Annotated in this window: 14 protein-coding genes; 13 read left to right on the plus strand and 1 reads right to left on the minus strand. The window is 64.5% G+C overall.

The genetic code is table 11. From position 1 onward, the window contains the following. Positions 1–73 precede the first annotated feature (73 nt). The 9 genes from asd (at position 74) to BM133_RS13555 (ending at position 11,596) form a co-directional block, all read left to right on the plus strand. Positions 74–925, plus strand: coding sequence for an archaetidylserine decarboxylase (gene asd, locus BM133_RS13515; RefSeq protein ID WP_093434359.1), 852 nt, complete (start codon positions 74–76; stop codon positions 923–925). Positions 926–1,104: 179 nt separating this feature from the next. Next, on the plus strand, positions 1,105–1,521 hold the full coding sequence (locus tag BM133_RS13520) for a winged helix-turn-helix transcriptional regulator (protein ID WP_093435318.1): 417 nt from the start codon (positions 1,105–1,107) through the stop codon (positions 1,519–1,521). Positions 1,522–1,599: 78 nt separating this feature from the next. Then, a complete protein-coding gene (locus tag BM133_RS13525) occupies positions 1,600–1,950 on the plus strand; it encodes an FKBP-type peptidyl-prolyl cis-trans isomerase (protein ID WP_093434361.1) in 351 nt (116 codons plus the stop codon). A 229-nt stretch (positions 1,951–2,179) separates the two neighbouring features. After that, on the plus strand, positions 2,180–2,746 hold the full coding sequence (grpE, locus tag BM133_RS13530; RefSeq protein WP_093434362.1) for a nucleotide exchange factor GrpE: 567 nt from the start codon (positions 2,180–2,182) through the stop codon (positions 2,744–2,746). 116 nt (positions 2,747–2,862) lie between these two features. Further along, on the plus strand, positions 2,863–4,800 hold the full coding sequence (gene dnaK, locus BM133_RS13535; RefSeq protein WP_093434364.1) for a molecular chaperone DnaK: 1,938 nt from the start codon (positions 2,863–2,865) through the stop codon (positions 4,798–4,800). Between the two features lie 108 nt (positions 4,801–4,908). After that, complete coding sequence (dnaJ, locus tag BM133_RS13540) at positions 4,909–6,048, plus strand: molecular chaperone DnaJ (RefSeq protein ID WP_093434365.1); 1,140 nt, start codon at positions 4,909–4,911, stop codon at positions 6,046–6,048. 733 nt (positions 6,049–6,781) lie between these two features. Further along, positions 6,782–8,704, plus strand: coding sequence for a PrkA family serine protein kinase (locus BM133_RS13545; protein ID WP_093434367.1), 1,923 nt, complete (start codon positions 6,782–6,784; stop codon positions 8,702–8,704). A gap of 49 nt (positions 8,705–8,753) precedes the next feature. Continuing rightward, a complete protein-coding gene (locus tag BM133_RS13550) occupies positions 8,754–10,046 on the plus strand; it encodes a YeaH/YhbH family protein (RefSeq protein WP_093434368.1) in 1,293 nt (430 codons plus the stop codon). Further along, positions 10,043–11,596, plus strand: a complete 1,554-nt coding sequence (locus BM133_RS13555) for a SpoVR family protein (protein ID WP_093434370.1) — start codon at positions 10,043–10,045, stop codon at positions 11,594–11,596. Before BM133_RS13550 ends, BM133_RS13555 begins: the two co-directional genes overlap by 4 nt. 277 nt (positions 11,597–11,873) lie before the next feature. Here BM133_RS13555 and aroQ read toward each other — a convergent pair whose 3' ends face one another. Continuing rightward, a complete protein-coding gene (gene aroQ / locus BM133_RS13560) occupies positions 11,874–12,314 on the minus strand; it encodes a type II 3-dehydroquinate dehydratase (protein ID WP_093434371.1) in 441 nt (146 codons plus the stop codon). A gap of 72 nt (positions 12,315–12,386) precedes the next feature. On the opposite strand from aroQ, the gene BM133_RS13565 reads away from it, so the two are divergent. From BM133_RS13565 to BM133_RS13580, 4 genes are read left to right on the plus strand one after another with little or no spacing between them, the layout of a single operon-like run. Continuing rightward, positions 12,387–13,070, plus strand: coding sequence for a Rieske 2Fe-2S domain-containing protein (locus tag BM133_RS13565; protein ID WP_093434373.1), 684 nt, complete (start codon positions 12,387–12,389; stop codon positions 13,068–13,070). Between the two features lie 9 nt (positions 13,071–13,079). Beyond that, the gene (locus BM133_RS13570) at positions 13,080–13,943 is read left to right on the plus strand and encodes an aromatic ring-hydroxylating oxygenase subunit alpha (RefSeq protein ID WP_093434374.1); all 864 of its coding nucleotides are present in this window, start codon (positions 13,080–13,082) and stop codon (positions 13,941–13,943) included. After that, positions 13,940–14,590, plus strand: a complete 651-nt coding sequence (locus tag BM133_RS13575) for a glutathione S-transferase family protein (protein WP_093434376.1) — start codon at positions 13,940–13,942, stop codon at positions 14,588–14,590. Before BM133_RS13570 ends, BM133_RS13575 begins: the two co-directional genes overlap by 4 nt. 60 nt (positions 14,591–14,650) lie before the next feature. Continuing rightward, positions 14,651–15,757 carry an S-(hydroxymethyl)glutathione dehydrogenase/class III alcohol dehydrogenase gene (locus BM133_RS13580; protein WP_093434377.1) on the plus strand — a complete coding sequence of 369 codons (1,107 nt, stop codon included), beginning with the start codon at positions 14,651–14,653 and terminating at the stop codon, positions 15,755–15,757. Positions 15,758–15,759: the final 2 nt, after the last annotated feature.

Consider the following 15,759-nt stretch of genomic DNA (forward strand, 5'->3'; position numbering starts at 1 on the left):
AAGCCTCCTACGCCCTGCGAGGGAGGCGCTTTATAGAATGCCCCTCCGATCCGCATTCGAGGCTTCCCCCAACGTGTCCGACCGCTCCGCAGTTCTGCCCCAATACCTGTTCCCCAAGCAGGCCCTGACCAATTTCGCCGGCTGGGTCGCGGGGAAGGAACGCGGTGCCGTCACGACATGGATCATTCGCCGCTTCGTCGCCAAGTACGGCGTGGACATGGGCGAGGCGCTCGAGTCGGACATCGAGCACTACAAAAGCTTTAACCAGTTCTTCACGCGCGCGCTCAAGCCCGGCATGCGCCCGCTCGCGCAGGCCGACCTGGTGTGCCCCGTGGACGGCGCGATCAGCCAGTTCGGCGCGATCGAGGGCGACCAGATCTTCCAGGCCAAGGGCCACAACTACACGACCACCGCGCTGGTCGGCGGCGACGCAGCGCTGGCCGCGAAATTCGCGCACGGCAGCTTCGCGACGCTCTACCTGAGCCCGAAGGACTACCACCGCATCCACATGCCCTGCGACGGGCGCCTCGTGCGCATGATCCACGTGCCCGGCGACCTGTTCTCGGTGAACCCCACCACCGCGCGCGGCGTGCCGGGGCTCTTTGCGCGCAACGAGCGCGTGGTGTGCGTCTTCGAATCGGCGCGCGGGCCCTTCGTGCTGGTGCTCGTGGGCGCCACCATCGTCGGCAGCATGGCCACCGTGTGGCACGGCGTGGTCAATCCGCCGCGCGTGGGCGAGTTGCGCGAGTGGAACTACAACGACCAGCAGATCGACATCAAGAAGGGCGACGAGATGGGCCGTTTCTTGCTCGGCTCCACCGTCGTCATGCTGTTCCCGGCGCCCGCGCTGGCGTTCAACCCCGACTGGTCGCCCACCCGCGCGATCCGTCTGGGCGAAGCCATGGCCGACTACACGAATTTGTGAGGCTTTGTCTCACAGCCCGCATGCAGCGTGCCCTTACAGCTATAAAACTAGTAGCATCCACATCGTTTGCGCTATAGTCGCCGGCCCGCAGGACGGTCCATAACCAATCACAAACAAGAGCGCGCGGCATCGGCCACCCACAGGCCCGCAGCCCGCCCAGCTTCGAGGAGATGATGTCGATGAGTACCAAGGAAAACGCAGCCGTCAGCCAGTTGCTCGCACTGCTCGAAGCCCGCTATGCGCTGCGCGTGCTCTGGGCCCTTCGCGACGGCCATGCCCAGACCTTCCGCCTGCTGCAGGACAGCGTGGGCGGCATCACTCCCAACACCCTGAACACCCGCATCAAGGAGCTGCGCGAGGCCGGCCTCGTGAGCCACGGCAGCGACGGTTACTGCCTCACCTTGAGCGGGCAGGACCTGCTCAAGCGGCTTTCCGACCTGCAGGCCTTTGCCGGCAAATGGCAACTGGGCCAACTCAAGAAGGCGGCCGTGCCGGCTGCACCCGCGGCCACTGCGCCAGCCGCGCCCGTTGCGCCTCCGGCCCCCTCCTCGCCACCTCCTCCGCCCCCCGCGCCGCCCGCCGATACGACGAGCTGAGCGCGCCGCCAGCCGGCATCGGTAAACTTCGCGCCTTCGATCCAATTCACCATTCATCGACGCAAGGAGCGTTTTCCCATGCCTACCACCCCCTCCGGCCTCCAATACGAAGACACCGAAGTCGGCACCGGTGCCGAAGCCAAGGCTGGCCAGCACGTGCATGTGCACTACACCGGCTGGCTCTACAACGACGGCGTGCAAGGCGCCAAGTTCGATTCGAGCCGCGACCGCAACGACCCGTTCGCGTTCTCGCTGGGCGCGGGCCAGGTCATCAAGGGCTGGGACGAAGGCGTCGCCGGCATGAAGATCGGCGGCAAGCGCACGCTGGTCATTCCCGCATCGCTGGGCTATGGCGCCCGCGGCGCCGGCGGCGTGATCCCCCCGAACGCCACGCTGAAGTTCGACGTCGAACTGCTCGACGCGCACTGATCCAAGGCTCGCCCCCAGGCTGCGCGCACTGCGTGTCGCTTCGCCAACCCCCTGCCGGGGGCAACACCGGCGGCCCGGCAAAGCCGGTTCCGCGGTGTTTCGCGAAAAAACAGCCTCAAAACCCCATGCAGCGGCCCATTTGGCCGCATTTTTTCGCTTGAAATGCCTCTGGCCAGCCCCAAGTGGCTGGCTATCGTTTGTTTTCTCGGCGCACGCCGTTCTTTGAAAAATGTCTGACCCGCAACAATCCGCACAGAATTCGCAAATGCTGCAAGGCGAGCCCAGTCCCGAAGAACTGGAGGCCGCGCAGGCCGCCAATGAAGCAGATGCATTGGCTGCCGCCCAAGGCGAGCTTGTTGCCCTGCAGGCCAAGAATGCCGAATTGGCCGATCAATACCTGCGCGCCCAGGCCGACGTTCAAAACGCCCGCCGCCGCGCCGACGACGAAATCACCAAGGCCCGCAAATTCGCGGTCGAGGCCTTTGCAGAGAGCCTGCTGCCGGTGACCGACAGCCTGGAAGCAGGCCTGGCCATCAAGGACGCCACGCCGGAGCAGATCCGCGAAGGCGCCGAAGCCACGCTGCGGCAGTTGAAGAGCGCGCTCGAACGCAACAAGGTGATCGAAGTGGCCCCGGCCGCCGGCACGAAGTTCGATCCGCACCAGCACCAGGCCATCTCGGTGGTGCCCGCGCCCGGGCAGGAACCCAACACCGTGGTGAGCGTGCTCCAGAAGGGCTACACCATCAACGAGCGCGTGCTGCGCCCGGCGCTGGTCACGGTCAGCGCGCCGAAATAACCGGTCCATCGGCACACAAGATTCCCACAGGAAATCCCCGCGTCTTCCCTTGAATCACGCCGGGTTATCCACAAGTTCATAACAACATATTTTTCAGGCTTTCAGGAGTACAGAACATGGCAAAGATCATCGGCATCGACCTCGGCACCACCAACTCGTGCGTGTCGATCATGGAAGGCAACACCACGCGTGTGATCGAGAACTCGGAAGGTGCGCGCACCACGCCGTCGATCGTCGCGTACCAGGAAGACGGTGAAGTGCTGGTCGGTGCCTCGGCCAAGCGCCAGGCCGTGACCAACCCCAAGAACACGCTGTACGCGATCAAGCGTTTGATCGGCCGCAAGTTCGAGGAAAAGGAAGTGCAGAAGGACATCGACCTGATGCCCTACACCATCGCCAAGGCCGACAACGGCGACGCATGGGTCGAAGTGCGCGGCAAGAAGATGGCGCCCCAGCAAGTCAGCGCCGACATCCTGCGCAAGATGAAGAAGACCGCCGAAGACTACCTGGGCGAAACCATCACCGAAGCCGTGATCACGGTGCCGGCCTACTTCAACGACGCCCAGCGCCAGGCCACCAAGGACGCCGGCCGCATCGCGGGCCTGGACGTCAAGCGCATCATCAACGAGCCCACCGCTGCGGCCCTCGCCTTCGGCCTGGACAAGCAGGACAAGGCCGACCGCAAGATCGCCGTGTATGACCTGGGCGGCGGCACCTTCGACGTGTCGATCATCGAAATCGCGGACGTCGACGGCGAAAAGCAGTTCGAAGTGCTGTCGACCAACGGCGACACGTTCCTCGGTGGCGAAGACTTCGACCAGCGCATCATCGACTACATCATCGGCGAGTTCAAAAAGGACCAGGGCGTCGACCTGAGCAAGGACGTGCTCGCCCTGCAACGCCTGAAGGAAGCGGCTGAAAAGGCCAAGATCGAACTGTCGAACAGCGCACAGACCGACATCAACCTGCCCTACATCACGGCCGATGCCTCGGGTCCGAAGCACCTGAACATCAAGCTCACCCGCGCCAAGCTGGAGAGCCTGGTGGACGAGCTGGTCGAGCGCACCATCGCGCCCTGCCGCCTGGCCATCAAGGACGCCGGCATCAGCGTGAGCGACATCAACGACGTGATCCTGGTCGGCGGCATGACCCGCATGCCCAAGGTGCAGGAAAAGGTGAAGGCCTTCTTCGGCAAGGAACCGCGCAAGGACGTGAACCCCGACGAAGCCGTGGCTGTCGGCGCCGCCATTCAAGGCCAGGTGCTCTCGGGCGACCGCAAGGACGTGCTGCTGCTGGACGTGACCCCGCTGTCGCTCGGCATCGAGACCATGGGCGGCGTGATGACCAAGATGATCACGAAGAACACCACGATCCCGACGAAGTTCGCACAGACCTTCTCGACGGCCGAGGACAACCAGCCGGCCGTGACCATCAAGGTGTTCCAGGGCGAGCGTGAAATCGCTTCGGGCAACAAGGCGCTCGGCGAATTCAACCTGGAAGGCATTCCGCCAGCATCGCGCGGCACGCCGCAGATCGAGGTGAGCTTCGACATCGACGCCAACGGCATCCTGCACGTCGGCGCGAAGGACAAGGGCACCGGCAAGGAAAACAAGATCACCATCAAGGCGAACTCGGGCCTTTCCGAGGACGAGATCCAGAAGATGGTGAAGGACGCCGAGCTCAACGCCGAAGACGACAAGAAGAAGCTCGAAATCGTGCAGGCCCGCAACCAGGGCGAAGCCATGGTGCACAGCGTGAAGAAGTCGCTGGGCGAACATGGTGCGAGCCTGGAAGCCGCCGAGAAGGATGCGATCGAAGCCGCGATCAAGGACGTCGAGGAAGCCCTCAAGGGTGAAGACAAGGCCGTGATCGAGGAAAAGACCAACACGCTGATGACGGCAAGCCAGAAGCTGGGCGAGAAGATGTACGCGGAATCGCAAGCCGCGGCAGGTGCCTCGGCAGCCAGCGGCCCGGCTGGCGCGGAAGCTGCTGCGCACGCGCAGGCCGACGACAACGTGGTCGACGCCGAAGTCAAGGAAGTCAAGAAGGGCTGATCCACAGTCGCTTGACCAAGGCTGGATCACCCTGCGGGGTGCTCCAGCCTTTCTCGCTTCAAGTCACCCGAATTCCCGCCGTCTCCCGAGCCCCCTGATCGACCTGCCATGGCCACCAAACGCGACTACTACGAAACCCTCGGCGTCCCCAAGAACGCGAGCGAGGAAGAAATCAAGAAGTCTTATCGCAAGCTTGCGATGAAGCACCACCCCGACCGCAACCACGGCGACACCAGCAAGGACGCCGAGGCCAAGTTCAAGGAGGTGAAGGAGGCCTACGAGATGCTGTCGGACGGCCAGAAGCGCGCGGCCTACGACCAGTACGGCCACGCCGGCGTCGACCCCAACATGCGCGGCGGCCCGGGTGCGGAAGGCTTCGGCGGCTTCGCGGAAGCCTTCGGCGACATCTTCGGCGACGTGTTCGGCGGTGCGCGCGGCGGCCGCCAGGGCGGCGGGCGCCAGGTGTTCCGCGGCAGCGACCTGAGCTATGCGATGGAAGTCACGCTCGAGGAAGCGGCCGAAGGCAAGGAAGCCCAGATCCGCATTCCCAGCTGGGACAACTGCGACACCTGCAAGGGCTCGGGCGCCAAGCCCGGCACCAAGCCGATCACCTGCACCACCTGCCACGGCGCGGGCGCGGTGCAGATGCGCCAGGGCTTCTTCAGCGTGCAGCAGACCTGCCCCACCTGCCACGGCAGCGGCAAGATCATTCCCGAGCCCTGCACGGTGTGCCATGGCCAGGGCAAGATCAAGAACAACAAGACGCTCGAGGTGAAGATCCCTGCCGGCATCGACGACGGCATGCGCATCCGCAGCACCGGCAATGGCGAGCCGGGCACCAACGGCGGGCCTCCGGGCGATCTCTACATCGAGATTCGCCTCAAGAAGCACGAACTCTTCGAGCGCGACGGCGACGACCTGCACTGCGTGGTGCCGGTCAGCGTGACCACGGCGGCGCTCGGCGGCGAGATCAACGTGCCCACGCTCAAGGGCGCGGCGGCGATCGACATTCCCGATGGCACGCAAAGCGGCAAGCAGTTTCGCCTCCGCGGCAAGGGCATCAAGGGCGTGCGTTCGAGCTATCCGGGCGACCTGTACTGCCACGTGCGCGTCGAGACGCCGGTCAAGCTCACCGAGCACCAGCGCAAGCTGCTCAAGGAACTGGACGAGTCGCTCAAGAAGGGCGGCGACAAGCACAGCCCGACCGACAAGGGCTGGTTCGACAAGGCCAAGGAATTTTTCAGCTGAGCTGAGAGGCCCTCCCGCCGGGCACCAAAGGCGTGCGGGAATGTTCGAGGCCCCGAGCCTCTGCGTGCATCGGATGCAGCAGGGCCTCGGGGCTTTTCTTCGCCTGTAACAAGCGGCCCTCCTCCGCCCGGCCGACGACGATCGGCGCTGCGCTTGGACGCCTGGCTCTTCGCACTGGTGCATCCGGAGCCGAGAAACCGCTGCGGATCACCCAGTCGGTGCGCCCTGCACCGTTGCGGCACGCGCCGACCGGCATCCGCGCTGCTTTCCCACGCGTACATGCGCCAGACGCCGATCTCAACGTGGCGTGAGGATTGCTTTTAGATAATTTTTGGATGTGCAATAAACCAAACGACAGATCGCGCGTTATTGCAGGGGAGCGTATGTTTTTATTGAGCTGCGATGCTCAATAGGCGTTGTGTTCTCGGGAAAACACCAATACCGTTCGATATAGGTATTTCACCCGGAGAGAATTACGCGAGGCGAGCCTTTTAATTTAACTGAAATTTGAAAACTAGTTCCGGCTTTTTTCAGGAACTTTACGTACCGGCAGGGTTCGCAATAAATAAAAGATTTGCCAGGTTCAATGTTTGCTTTATCCTGATTGTTAGCAGAATGTTGTAGGGGAGTTTTCCACCGCATGCAGCGGGGCGGGCACCTTTTAAATGGCGCGCATTGCCTTTGCTGCAGGCCTCGGGGCCAAAAGCCCCACCGACCTGATGGAGGCGTGACCATGGATGTGATCAGCAACTTTGCCGCCCGTTACGAGCGCACCCGCGAGGAGGTGATCTCCCTGCAGGAATACCTGGATATCTGCAAGCGCGATCCCACCGCCTACGCCACCGCCTCCGAGCGGATGCTCAAGGCCATTGGCGAGCCCGAACTGGTCGATACGCGCAACGACCCCCGGCTTTCGCGCATCTTCGCCAACAAGGTCATCAAGATCTATCCGGCGTTCAAGGAGTTCTACGGCATGGAGGACGCCATCGAACAGGTGGTGTCCTATTTCCGCCATGCCGCCCAGGGCCTGGAAGAAAAGAAGCAAATCCTTTACCTCTTGGGGCCGGTCGGCGGCGGCAAGAGCTCGATTGCGGAGCGCCTGAAGCAGCTCATGGAGCACGTGCCCTTCTATGCGATCCACGGCTCGCCGGTGAACGAATCGCCCCTCGGGCTCTTCGACACCCTGGAAGACGGCGAGATCCTTGAAAAGGAATACGGCATCCCGCGCCGTTACCTGAATCGAATTCTCTCTCCCTGGGCCGTCAAGCGCCTGGAGGAATACGGCGGCGACATCCGCCAGTTCAAGGTGGTCAAGCGCTTCCCCTCGGTGCTCAGGCAGATCGCGGTCGCCAAGACCGAGCCCGGCGACGAGAACAACCAGGACATCTCCTCGCTGGTCGGCAAGGTCGACATCCGCAAGCTGGAGACCTATGCCCAGGACGACCCCGACGCCTACGCTTACTCCGGGGGCCTGTGCCTGGCCAACCAGGGCCTCCTGGAGTTCGTGGAAATGTTCAAGGCGCCCATCAAGGTGCTGCATCCGCTGCTCACGGCCACGCAGGAGAGCAACTTCAAGGGCACGGAAGGCTTCGGCGCCATCCCCTTCGACGGCATCGTGCTCGCCCACAGCAACGAGAGCGAGTGGAAGGCCTTTCGCAACAACAAGAACAACGAGGCGTTCCTGGACCGGATCTACATCGTCAAGGTGCCCTACTGCCTGCGCGCCTCGGAAGAAATCAAGATCTACGAGAAGCTGGTTCGCAATTCCTCGCTCGCCCAGGCGCCCTGCGCACCCGGCACCTTGCGCATGATGGCGCAGCTCTCGGTGCTCACGCGCCTGAAGGAGCCCGAGAACTCGAGCACCTTCAGCAAGATGCAGGTGTACGACGGCGAGAGCCTGAAGGACACAGACCCGAAGGCCAAGTCGATCCAGGAGTACCGCGACTACGCGGGCGTGGACGAAGGCATGAGCGGCGTTTCCACGCGCTTCGCCTTCAAGATCATCTCCAAGGTCTTCAACTTCGACAGCTCCGAAGTCGCCGCGAACCCGGTGCACCTGATGTACGTGCTCGAGCAACAGATCGAGCGCGAGCAGTTCGCGCCCGAGGTCGAGCAGAAGTACATCAGCTACATCAAGGAACTCCTGGCGCCGCGCTATGCCGAGTTCATCGGCAAGGAAATCCAGACCGCGTACCTGGAGAGCTACAGCGAGTACGGCCAGAACATCTTCGACCGCTACGTCACCTACGCGGACTACTGGATCCAGGACCAGGAGTTCCGCGACGTGGACACCGGCGAAGTGTTCGACCGGGCCTCGCTCAATGGCGAGCTCGAGAAGATCGAGCGGCCGGCGGGCATCGGCAACCCGAAGGACTTCCGCAACGAGATCGTCAACTTCGTGCTGCGCGCACGGGCCGGCAACGCGGGACGCAACCCGGCATGGACCAGCTACGAAAAGCTGCGCGCGGTGATCGAGAAGAAGATGTTCTCCAACACCGAGGAGCTACTGCCGGTGATCAGCTTCAACACCAAGAGCAGCGCCGACGAACAGAAGAAGCATGAAGACTTCGTCACCCGCATGGTCGAGAAGGGCTACACCGCCAAGCAGGTCCGCCTGCTCTGCGAGTGGTACCTGCGCGTGCGCAAGAGTTCATAACGACGGCACTTGAATCGTCCTCTTCTTTGCAAGGAGCTTTGACACCATCGTGGCCATCCTGCAGCAGATCATCGACCGCCGGCTATCGGGCAAGAACAAGTCCATTGGCAACCGCGAGCGCTTTCTCCGGCGCTACAAGGGGCAGATCCAGGAGGCGGTGCGGCGCGCCGTCAGCGGCCGCAACATCCGCGAACTGGAGCAAGGCGAAGACGTGACCCTGCCGCGCCACGATGTGTCCGAACCGGTGTTCGGGCATGCGCGCGGCGGCGACCGCGAGTACGTGCATCCGGGCAACCAGGAGTACCTGAAAGGCGACCGCATCGCCCGCCCCGAAGGCCAGGCCGGTGGCGGCTCTGGAAGTGGTGAAGCAGGCGACGGCGGCGAAGGCGAGGACGACTTCGTCTTTCGCCTCACGCGCGAGGAATTCATGCGCGTCTTCTTCGACGACCTCGCACTGCCGCATCTCATCCGCACCCAGATCGCCGACGTGCCCGAGTGGAAGAGCCACCGCGCCGGCTTCACGAGCGACGGCTCGCCCAACAACCTGCACGTGGTGCGCTCGATGCGCGGGGCGCTGGCGCGCCGCATCGCGCTGGGCGGCGAACCGCGCAAGGAGCTCAAGCGCCTCGAAGCGCATCTCGTGCACCTGAAGGCGCACCCGCAGGCCACGACGGCGCTCATCCAGAAAGAGATCCGCGAGACCGAAGAGCTCATTGCCGAGCTGCGCCGCACCATGCGGCACGTGCCCTATATCGACCCGATCGACCTGCGCTACCGCAACCGCGTGAAGACCCCGGTGCCCAGCGCCAAGGCCGTGATGTTCTGCCTCATGGACGTGTCGGGCTCGATGGACGAGGCGCGCAAGGACATGGCCAAGCGCTTCTTCATGCTGCTCTACATGTTCCTCACGCGGCACTACGAGACCATCGACCTCGTGTTCCTTCGCCATCACACGCAGGCGCAGGAAGTGACGGAAGAAGAGTTCTTCCACGCCACCGAGACCGGCGGCACCGTGGTCTCCAGCGCGCTGGTGCTGATGGACGAGATCATCAAGGCGCGCTATCCCAGCGGCGAGTGGAACGTCTACGGCGCGCAGGCCAGCGACGGCGACAACTGGCACCAGGACAGCGGCCGCTGCCGCGAGCTGCTGGTCAACGACATCCTGCCCGTGGTGCGCTACTACGCCTACGTGCAGGTGGCCGAGACCGAGCAGAACCTGTGGCAGGAATACGCGCAGCTCGAAGGCGTGCAGCCCAACTTCGCGATGCGCAAGGTCTCCGACGCACAAGACATCTATCCCGTGTTCCGCGACCTGTTCAAGAAGGAAGGGGTCACCGCATGAACACCTCCGCCACCACCACCGACCGCCCCGCCCCGGGCCCGAAGCTGGAGCGCCTGCCCAGCCCTTCGGACTGGACCTTCGAGCTGATCGCGACCTATCACGCAGAGATCGCCAAGACGGCCAAGGGCTTCGGCCTGGACACCTACCCCAACCAGCTGGAGGTGATCACCGCCGAGCAGATGATGGATGCCTACGCCAGCGTGGGCATGCCGATGATCTACCGCCACTGGTCGTACGGCAAACAGTTCATCGCGACCGAGAAGAACTACAAGCGCGGGCACATGGGGCTGGCCTACGAGATCGTGATCAACTCCGACCCGTGCATCGCCTACCTCATGGAAGAAAACACCATGGCCATGCAGGCCCTGGTGATCGCGCATGCGGCCTACGGCCACAACAGCTTCTTCAAGGGCAACTACCTCTTCCGGATGTGGACCGATGCGTCGTCCATCATCGACTACCTGGTCTACGCGCGCCACTACATCGCCGAGTGCGAGGAGCGGCACGGCCTGGATGCGGTCGAGGAACTGCTCGACTCCTGCCATGCGCTGATGAACTACGGCGTCGACCGCTATCGCCGTCCGCAGAAGCGTTCGCTCGCGCAAGAGAGCGTGCAGCGCGCGGACCGCGAGCGCCACATGCAGCAGCAGGTGAACGACCTCTGGCGCACGCTGCCCAAGCGCGCCGAGCAGGCGGCCGAGTCCGACGCCACGCGCCGCTTTCCCTCGGAGCCGCAGGAGAACCTGCTCTATTTCATCGAGAAGAACGCGGCGCTCCTGGAACCCTGGCAGCGCGAGGTGGTGCGCATCGTGCGCAAGATCGCGCAGTACTTCTATCCGCAGCGGCAAACGCAGGTGATGAACGAAGGCTGGGCCACCTTCTGGCACTACACGCTGCTCAACACGATGTACGAGCGTGGCCAGCTGGCCGACGGCTTCATGATGGAATGGCTCAGCTCGCACACGGGCGTGATCTTCCAGCCGCCGGTGGGCCACCGCGCCTACAGCGGCATCAATCCCTATGCGCTGGGTTTCGCGATGTTCACCGAGCTGCGCCGCATCTGCGAGAAGCCCACCGAGGAAGACCGCCGCTGGTTTCCCGACTTCGCCGGCACCGACTGGGTCAAGACGCTGGACTACGCGATGCGCAACTTCAAGGACGAGAGCTTCATCGGCCAGTTCCTGAGCCCCAAGACGATGCGCGATTTCCGGCTCTTCTCGATCCGCGATTTCCAGAGCGAATCCGAGCTCGAGGTCTCTGCCATCCACGACGACAGCGGCTACCAGTCGCTGCGCGAATCGCTGTCACGCCAGTACGACATCAGCAGCCGCGAACCCGACATCCAGGTGTGGAACGTGGCCACGCGCGGCGACCGCTCATTGACGCTGCGGCACACGCAGCGCAACAACCTGCCGCTGCACGACGGGGCGGAAGAAGTGCTCAAGCACGTCGCGCGGCTCTGGGGTTTCGATGTGCACCTGGAGAGCATCGACAGCGCCGGGCGCATCAGCCGCAGCTGGAAGGCCACGGCGCCCAAGCAGATGTACTGACACTGCTGGTTCGGGGTGGCACTCACGCCGACGGTGGGCTCTGTTTCGCGAATGTCCCCCGGCTTCGCCTCCTCCTTTATTTCGCGAAACAGAGCCCACCATCAGCGTGAGCGCTTCAGAGCGGCTGTTGATCAGCGGTTCACCCAGAGCGTGTCCAGGTGCGCAGGGCGTCGGGTGCTCCCCGCAGCGAAATAAAGGAGGAGGGCGAAGCCCGGGGGACATTCGCGGAGGGGAGTGCCCGATGCCCGATGCCCTGCGCACCACCCCGAACTGCAATCTAGGGCACCAGCGCGGCAATCGCCAGCGCGTAGCCCTTCACGCCCAGCCCGACGATGATCCCTTTCGCCGCGGGCGAGATGTACGACTTGTGGCGGAACTCCTCCCGCGCATGCACGTTCGAGATGTGCAGTTCGATCAACGGCACGCTCGCGCCCTTGATGGCATCGTGCAGCGCGATCGAGGTGTGGGTGTAGGCCCCCGGGTTCATCACCACGCCGAGCATGTTGCCGGCGGCCACTTCGCGCCCGGCTTCCTGGATCCAGTCGACCAGCACGCCCTCGTGGTTCGACTGGCGGCATTCGATCTCCACGCCGAGCTTGGCGCCCGTGTCCTTGCACAGGCGCTCGACATCGGCCAGCGTGTCGCGTCCATATTGCTCGGGCTCGCGCGTGCCGAGCAGGTTGAGGTTGGGGCCGTTGAGGACGAGGATTTTCTTCATGATGAATGAGGGTCTGGTCGAGGCGGAGACGACAATTATGGTCGCCCCGCGGCCTTGTGAAATCCACACCCCATGATCACTGACGCTCCTCCTCACGACGTGCCCCTCTGGCACCCCGTGGCCCGTTCGGCCGACCTTCGCCCCGGCGCCAACGTCGTCGCCGGCTTCGCCGAAGGCCAGGAACTCGCGCTCTGGCGTTCGGCCGGCGGCTCGGCGCAGGCCTGGGACAACCGCTGTCCGCACCGCAGCGTGCGCTTCACGCTGGGCCAGGTCATCCAAGACCGCCTCGCCTGCGCGTACCACGGCTGGCAGTACGCCGCGGGCGACGGGCAGTGCGTCAGCATTCCCGCGCACCCTGCGATGCAGGCGCCGCGCAACGTCTGCGCCAAGGTGTTCGGCGCGGTCGATGCGGCCGGCATGCTGTGGGTCAACTTCGCACAGGACGCATCCACCGCACCGCCATCGCTGGCCGATGCCGTGCCGGCCGGCTGGCACTTCTGCCGCACGCTGACGCTGCGCGCCGGTGTGCAAGCCGTGCGCGATGCGCTCGCACAGCATGGGTTCGCGGCCCACGCGGCGCCGGGCGCATTCCGGGGCGTGCTCGACGGGGCGGAGACCATCGCTCTCATCCTCGACGCGCAGCCGCAACTCACCTTCATCCACCTGTGGACCGGCGCGCCGCCCGGCTCCGATGCGATGAAGTCCCTCCACACGGCCGCGCGCAACCTGCGCAGCACCATCGAAACGCGAGGCTGAGGAACCGCGATGCCCTTCGTCACCGACGATCCCAACATGCGCGACGACTGGCTCGTCGTTGGACCTGCAAGCGCGCTCGGCGGCGCCTCCGAACAACGGCCTTACACGACCCGCCTGCTCGGCGAAACGCTGGCGCTGTGGGCCGACGCCGACGGCGCCCCGCAATGCCGCCTCGCCGCACAGCCGCTGGCCGTGCAATCGCGCTACGGCTACCTCTGGGTCTGCCCCAGTGGCCGCCCTGCCCGCCCACTCTTCGCGTTCCCCGAATACACCGAACCCGGCCGCCGCACCGTCGATTGCGGTGGCATCGGCGTCGCGGTGTCAGGTCTGCGCGTGATCGAGAACTTCCTGGACATGGCGCACTTCCCCTTCGTGCATGCCGACTACCTCGGCAAGGTGCCTCACACCGAAGTCGCGCAGTACCAGGTGGACATCGATCCCGCCACCGGCGAGATCTGGGCCACCGACTGCCGCTTCTGGCAGCCCCGCGCCTCGGCCGCGCATGACACCGGCGCCGACGTGCGCTACACCTACCGCGTGATGCAGCCCTTCTCGGCCATGCTCTACAAATCGAGCATGCGCCCCGACGCGCAGGACGCCATCGCCCTCTTCCTGCAACCGATCGACGACGAGCACGTGATCGCCCACACGATGCTCGCCTGCTTCGACGACGTTTCCAGCGACGCCGAGCTCATCGCCTTCCAGCAGACCATCTTCGGGCAGGACAAGCCCATCCTGGAGAACCACGCCTTCAAGCGCATGCCGCTCGAAGGCCGCGCCGAGACGCCGACGCGCGGCGACACCTCGTCGGTCACCTACCGCCGCTGGCTGCGCGAGCGCGGCATGCGCTTCGGCACGAGGGCCGCCGCATGACGGCGAGGCTGAAGCTGTACGACCACCCTCTCTCTGGCAACTGCTTCAAGGTGCGGCAGATGCTGGCGTGGCTCGGCGTTGCCTATGAAGCGGTCCCGGTCGATTTTTATCCCGGCCGTGCGCACAAGTCGGCCGCGTTCCTTGCGAACGTCAATCCGCTCGGGCAGATCCCGGTGATCGACGACGACGGGTTCGTGCTGCGCGATGCGCAGGCCATCCTGGTCTATCTCGCGAGCCGCTACGACGCGCAGCACCGCTGGTATCCGGACGCCCCGAAGCTGCGCGGCCAGGTCGCGATGTGGCTCGCCACGGCCGAGGAGATCACGCGCACCGCATCGGCCGCACGCCTGCACGATGCGCTCGGCTACCACCACCTGGACATCGAGGCCTGCCGCAGCGGCGCGCGCGCCGTGTTCCGCGTGCTCGACGACCACCTCGCCGAACAGGCCAGCGCGGGCCTGCGCTGGCTGGCCTCGGCGCCCGAGCCGACGATTGCCGACCTCGCCTGCTTCCCCTACGCCGCGCTGGCCGGCGAAGGCGGCGTCTCTCTCGATGAATTCCCGGCCCTGCGGAACTGGGTCTGGAATTTCCGACACCTGCCCGGGTTCATCGGGATGTCGGGTATCTTCCCTGCTGGCCCGGCCTGAGTATTCTTGGGCTCTCGCCCCCTGCACCCCTTCTTCCGACTCTTTTCCCCCGAACCCGCCATGAAAACCAAAGCCGCCGTCGCCTGGAAATCCGGAGCCCCCCTCACCATCGAAACCGTGGACCTGGAAGGCCCCAAGTTCGGCGAAGTGCTGGTCGAGATCAAGGCCACCGGCATCTGCCACACCGACCACTACACGCTCTCGGGCGCCGACCCCGAAGGCATCTTCCCCGCGATCCTGGGCCACGAAGGCGCGGGCATCGTGGTCGATGTCGGCCCCGGCGTCACGACGCTCAAGAAGGGCGACCACGTCATTCCGCTCTACACGCCCGAATGCCGCCAGTGCAAGTTCTGCCTCTCGCGCAAGACCAACCTCTGCCAGCTGATCCGCGGCACGCAGGGCAAGGGCCTGATGCCCGATGCCACCTCGCGCTTCAGCCTGGACGGCAAGCCGATCTTTCACTACATGGGCACGTCGACCTTCAGCAACTACACGGTGGCGCCTGAAATCTCGCTCGCCAAGATCCGCGAGGACGCGCCCTTCGACAAGGTCTGCTACATCGGCTGCGGCGTCACCACTGGCATCGGCGCGGTGATCTTCACGGCCAAGGTGGAAGCCGGCGCCAACGTGGTGGTGTTCGGCCTCGGCGGCATCGGCCTCAATGTGATCCAGGGCGCGAAGATGGTGGGCGCCGACAAGATCATCGGCGTCGACCTGAACCCCGAGCGCGAAGCCATGGCACGCAAGTTCGGCATGACGCATTTCATCAACCCGAAGGACACCGAGAACGTGGTCGATGCCATCGTGCAGCTGACCGACGGCGGCGCGGACTACAGCTTCGAGTGCATCGGCAACACCAAGGTGATGCGCCAGGCGCTGGAATGCACGCACAAGGGCTGGGGCCGCAGCATCATCATCGGCGTGGCGGAAGCCGGTGCCGAGATCAGCACACGTCCGTTCCAGCTGGTCACCGGCCGCAAGTGGGAAGGCTCGGCCTTCGGCGGCGCACGCGGCCGCACCGACGTGCCCAAGATCGTGGACTGGTACATGGAAGGCAAGATCAACATCGACGACCTGATCACGCACACGATGCCGCTGGAAGACATCAACAAGGGCTTCGACCTGATGAAGCGCGGCGAATCGATTCGCGGCGTGGTGCTTTACTAGCC

The organism is Variovorax sp. 770b2 (assembly GCF_900115685.1).
Taxonomy (GTDB): domain Bacteria; phylum Pseudomonadota; class Gammaproteobacteria; order Burkholderiales; family Burkholderiaceae_C; genus Variovorax.

Bases quoted from the DNA above. Each gene is read 5' to 3' on its own strand.
- BM133_RS13520 (WP_093435318.1), top strand. From the start codon at position 1,105: ATGAGTACCAAGGAAAACGCAGCCGTCAGCCAGTTGCTCGCACTGCTC.
- BM133_RS13525 (WP_093434361.1), top strand. From the start codon at position 1,600: ATGCCTACCACCCCCTCCGGCCTCCAATACGAAGACACCGAAGTCGGC.
- grpE (WP_093434362.1), top strand. From the start codon at position 2,180: ATGTCTGACCCGCAACAATCCGCACAGAATTCGCAAATGCTGCAAGGC.
- dnaK (WP_093434364.1), top strand. From the start codon at position 2,863: ATGGCAAAGATCATCGGCATCGACCTCGGCACCACCAACTCGTGCGTG.
- dnaJ (WP_093434365.1), top strand. From the start codon at position 4,909: ATGGCCACCAAACGCGACTACTACGAAACCCTCGGCGTCCCCAAGAAC.
- BM133_RS13545 (WP_093434367.1), top strand. From the start codon at position 6,782: ATGGATGTGATCAGCAACTTTGCCGCCCGTTACGAGCGCACCCGCGAG.
- BM133_RS13555 (WP_093434370.1), top strand. From the start codon at position 10,043: ATGAACACCTCCGCCACCACCACCGACCGCCCCGCCCCGGGCCCGAAG.
- aroQ (WP_093434371.1), bottom strand. From the start codon at position 12,314: ATGAAGAAAATCCTCGTCCTCAACGGCCCCAACCTCAACCTGCTCGGC.
- BM133_RS13565 (WP_093434373.1), top strand. From the start codon at position 12,387: ATGATCACTGACGCTCCTCCTCACGACGTGCCCCTCTGGCACCCCGTG.
- BM133_RS13570 (WP_093434374.1), top strand. From the start codon at position 13,080: ATGCCCTTCGTCACCGACGATCCCAACATGCGCGACGACTGGCTCGTC.
- BM133_RS13575 (WP_093434376.1), top strand. From the start codon at position 13,940: ATGACGGCGAGGCTGAAGCTGTACGACCACCCTCTCTCTGGCAACTGC.
- BM133_RS13580 (WP_093434377.1), top strand. From the start codon at position 14,651: ATGAAAACCAAAGCCGCCGTCGCCTGGAAATCCGGAGCCCCCCTCACC.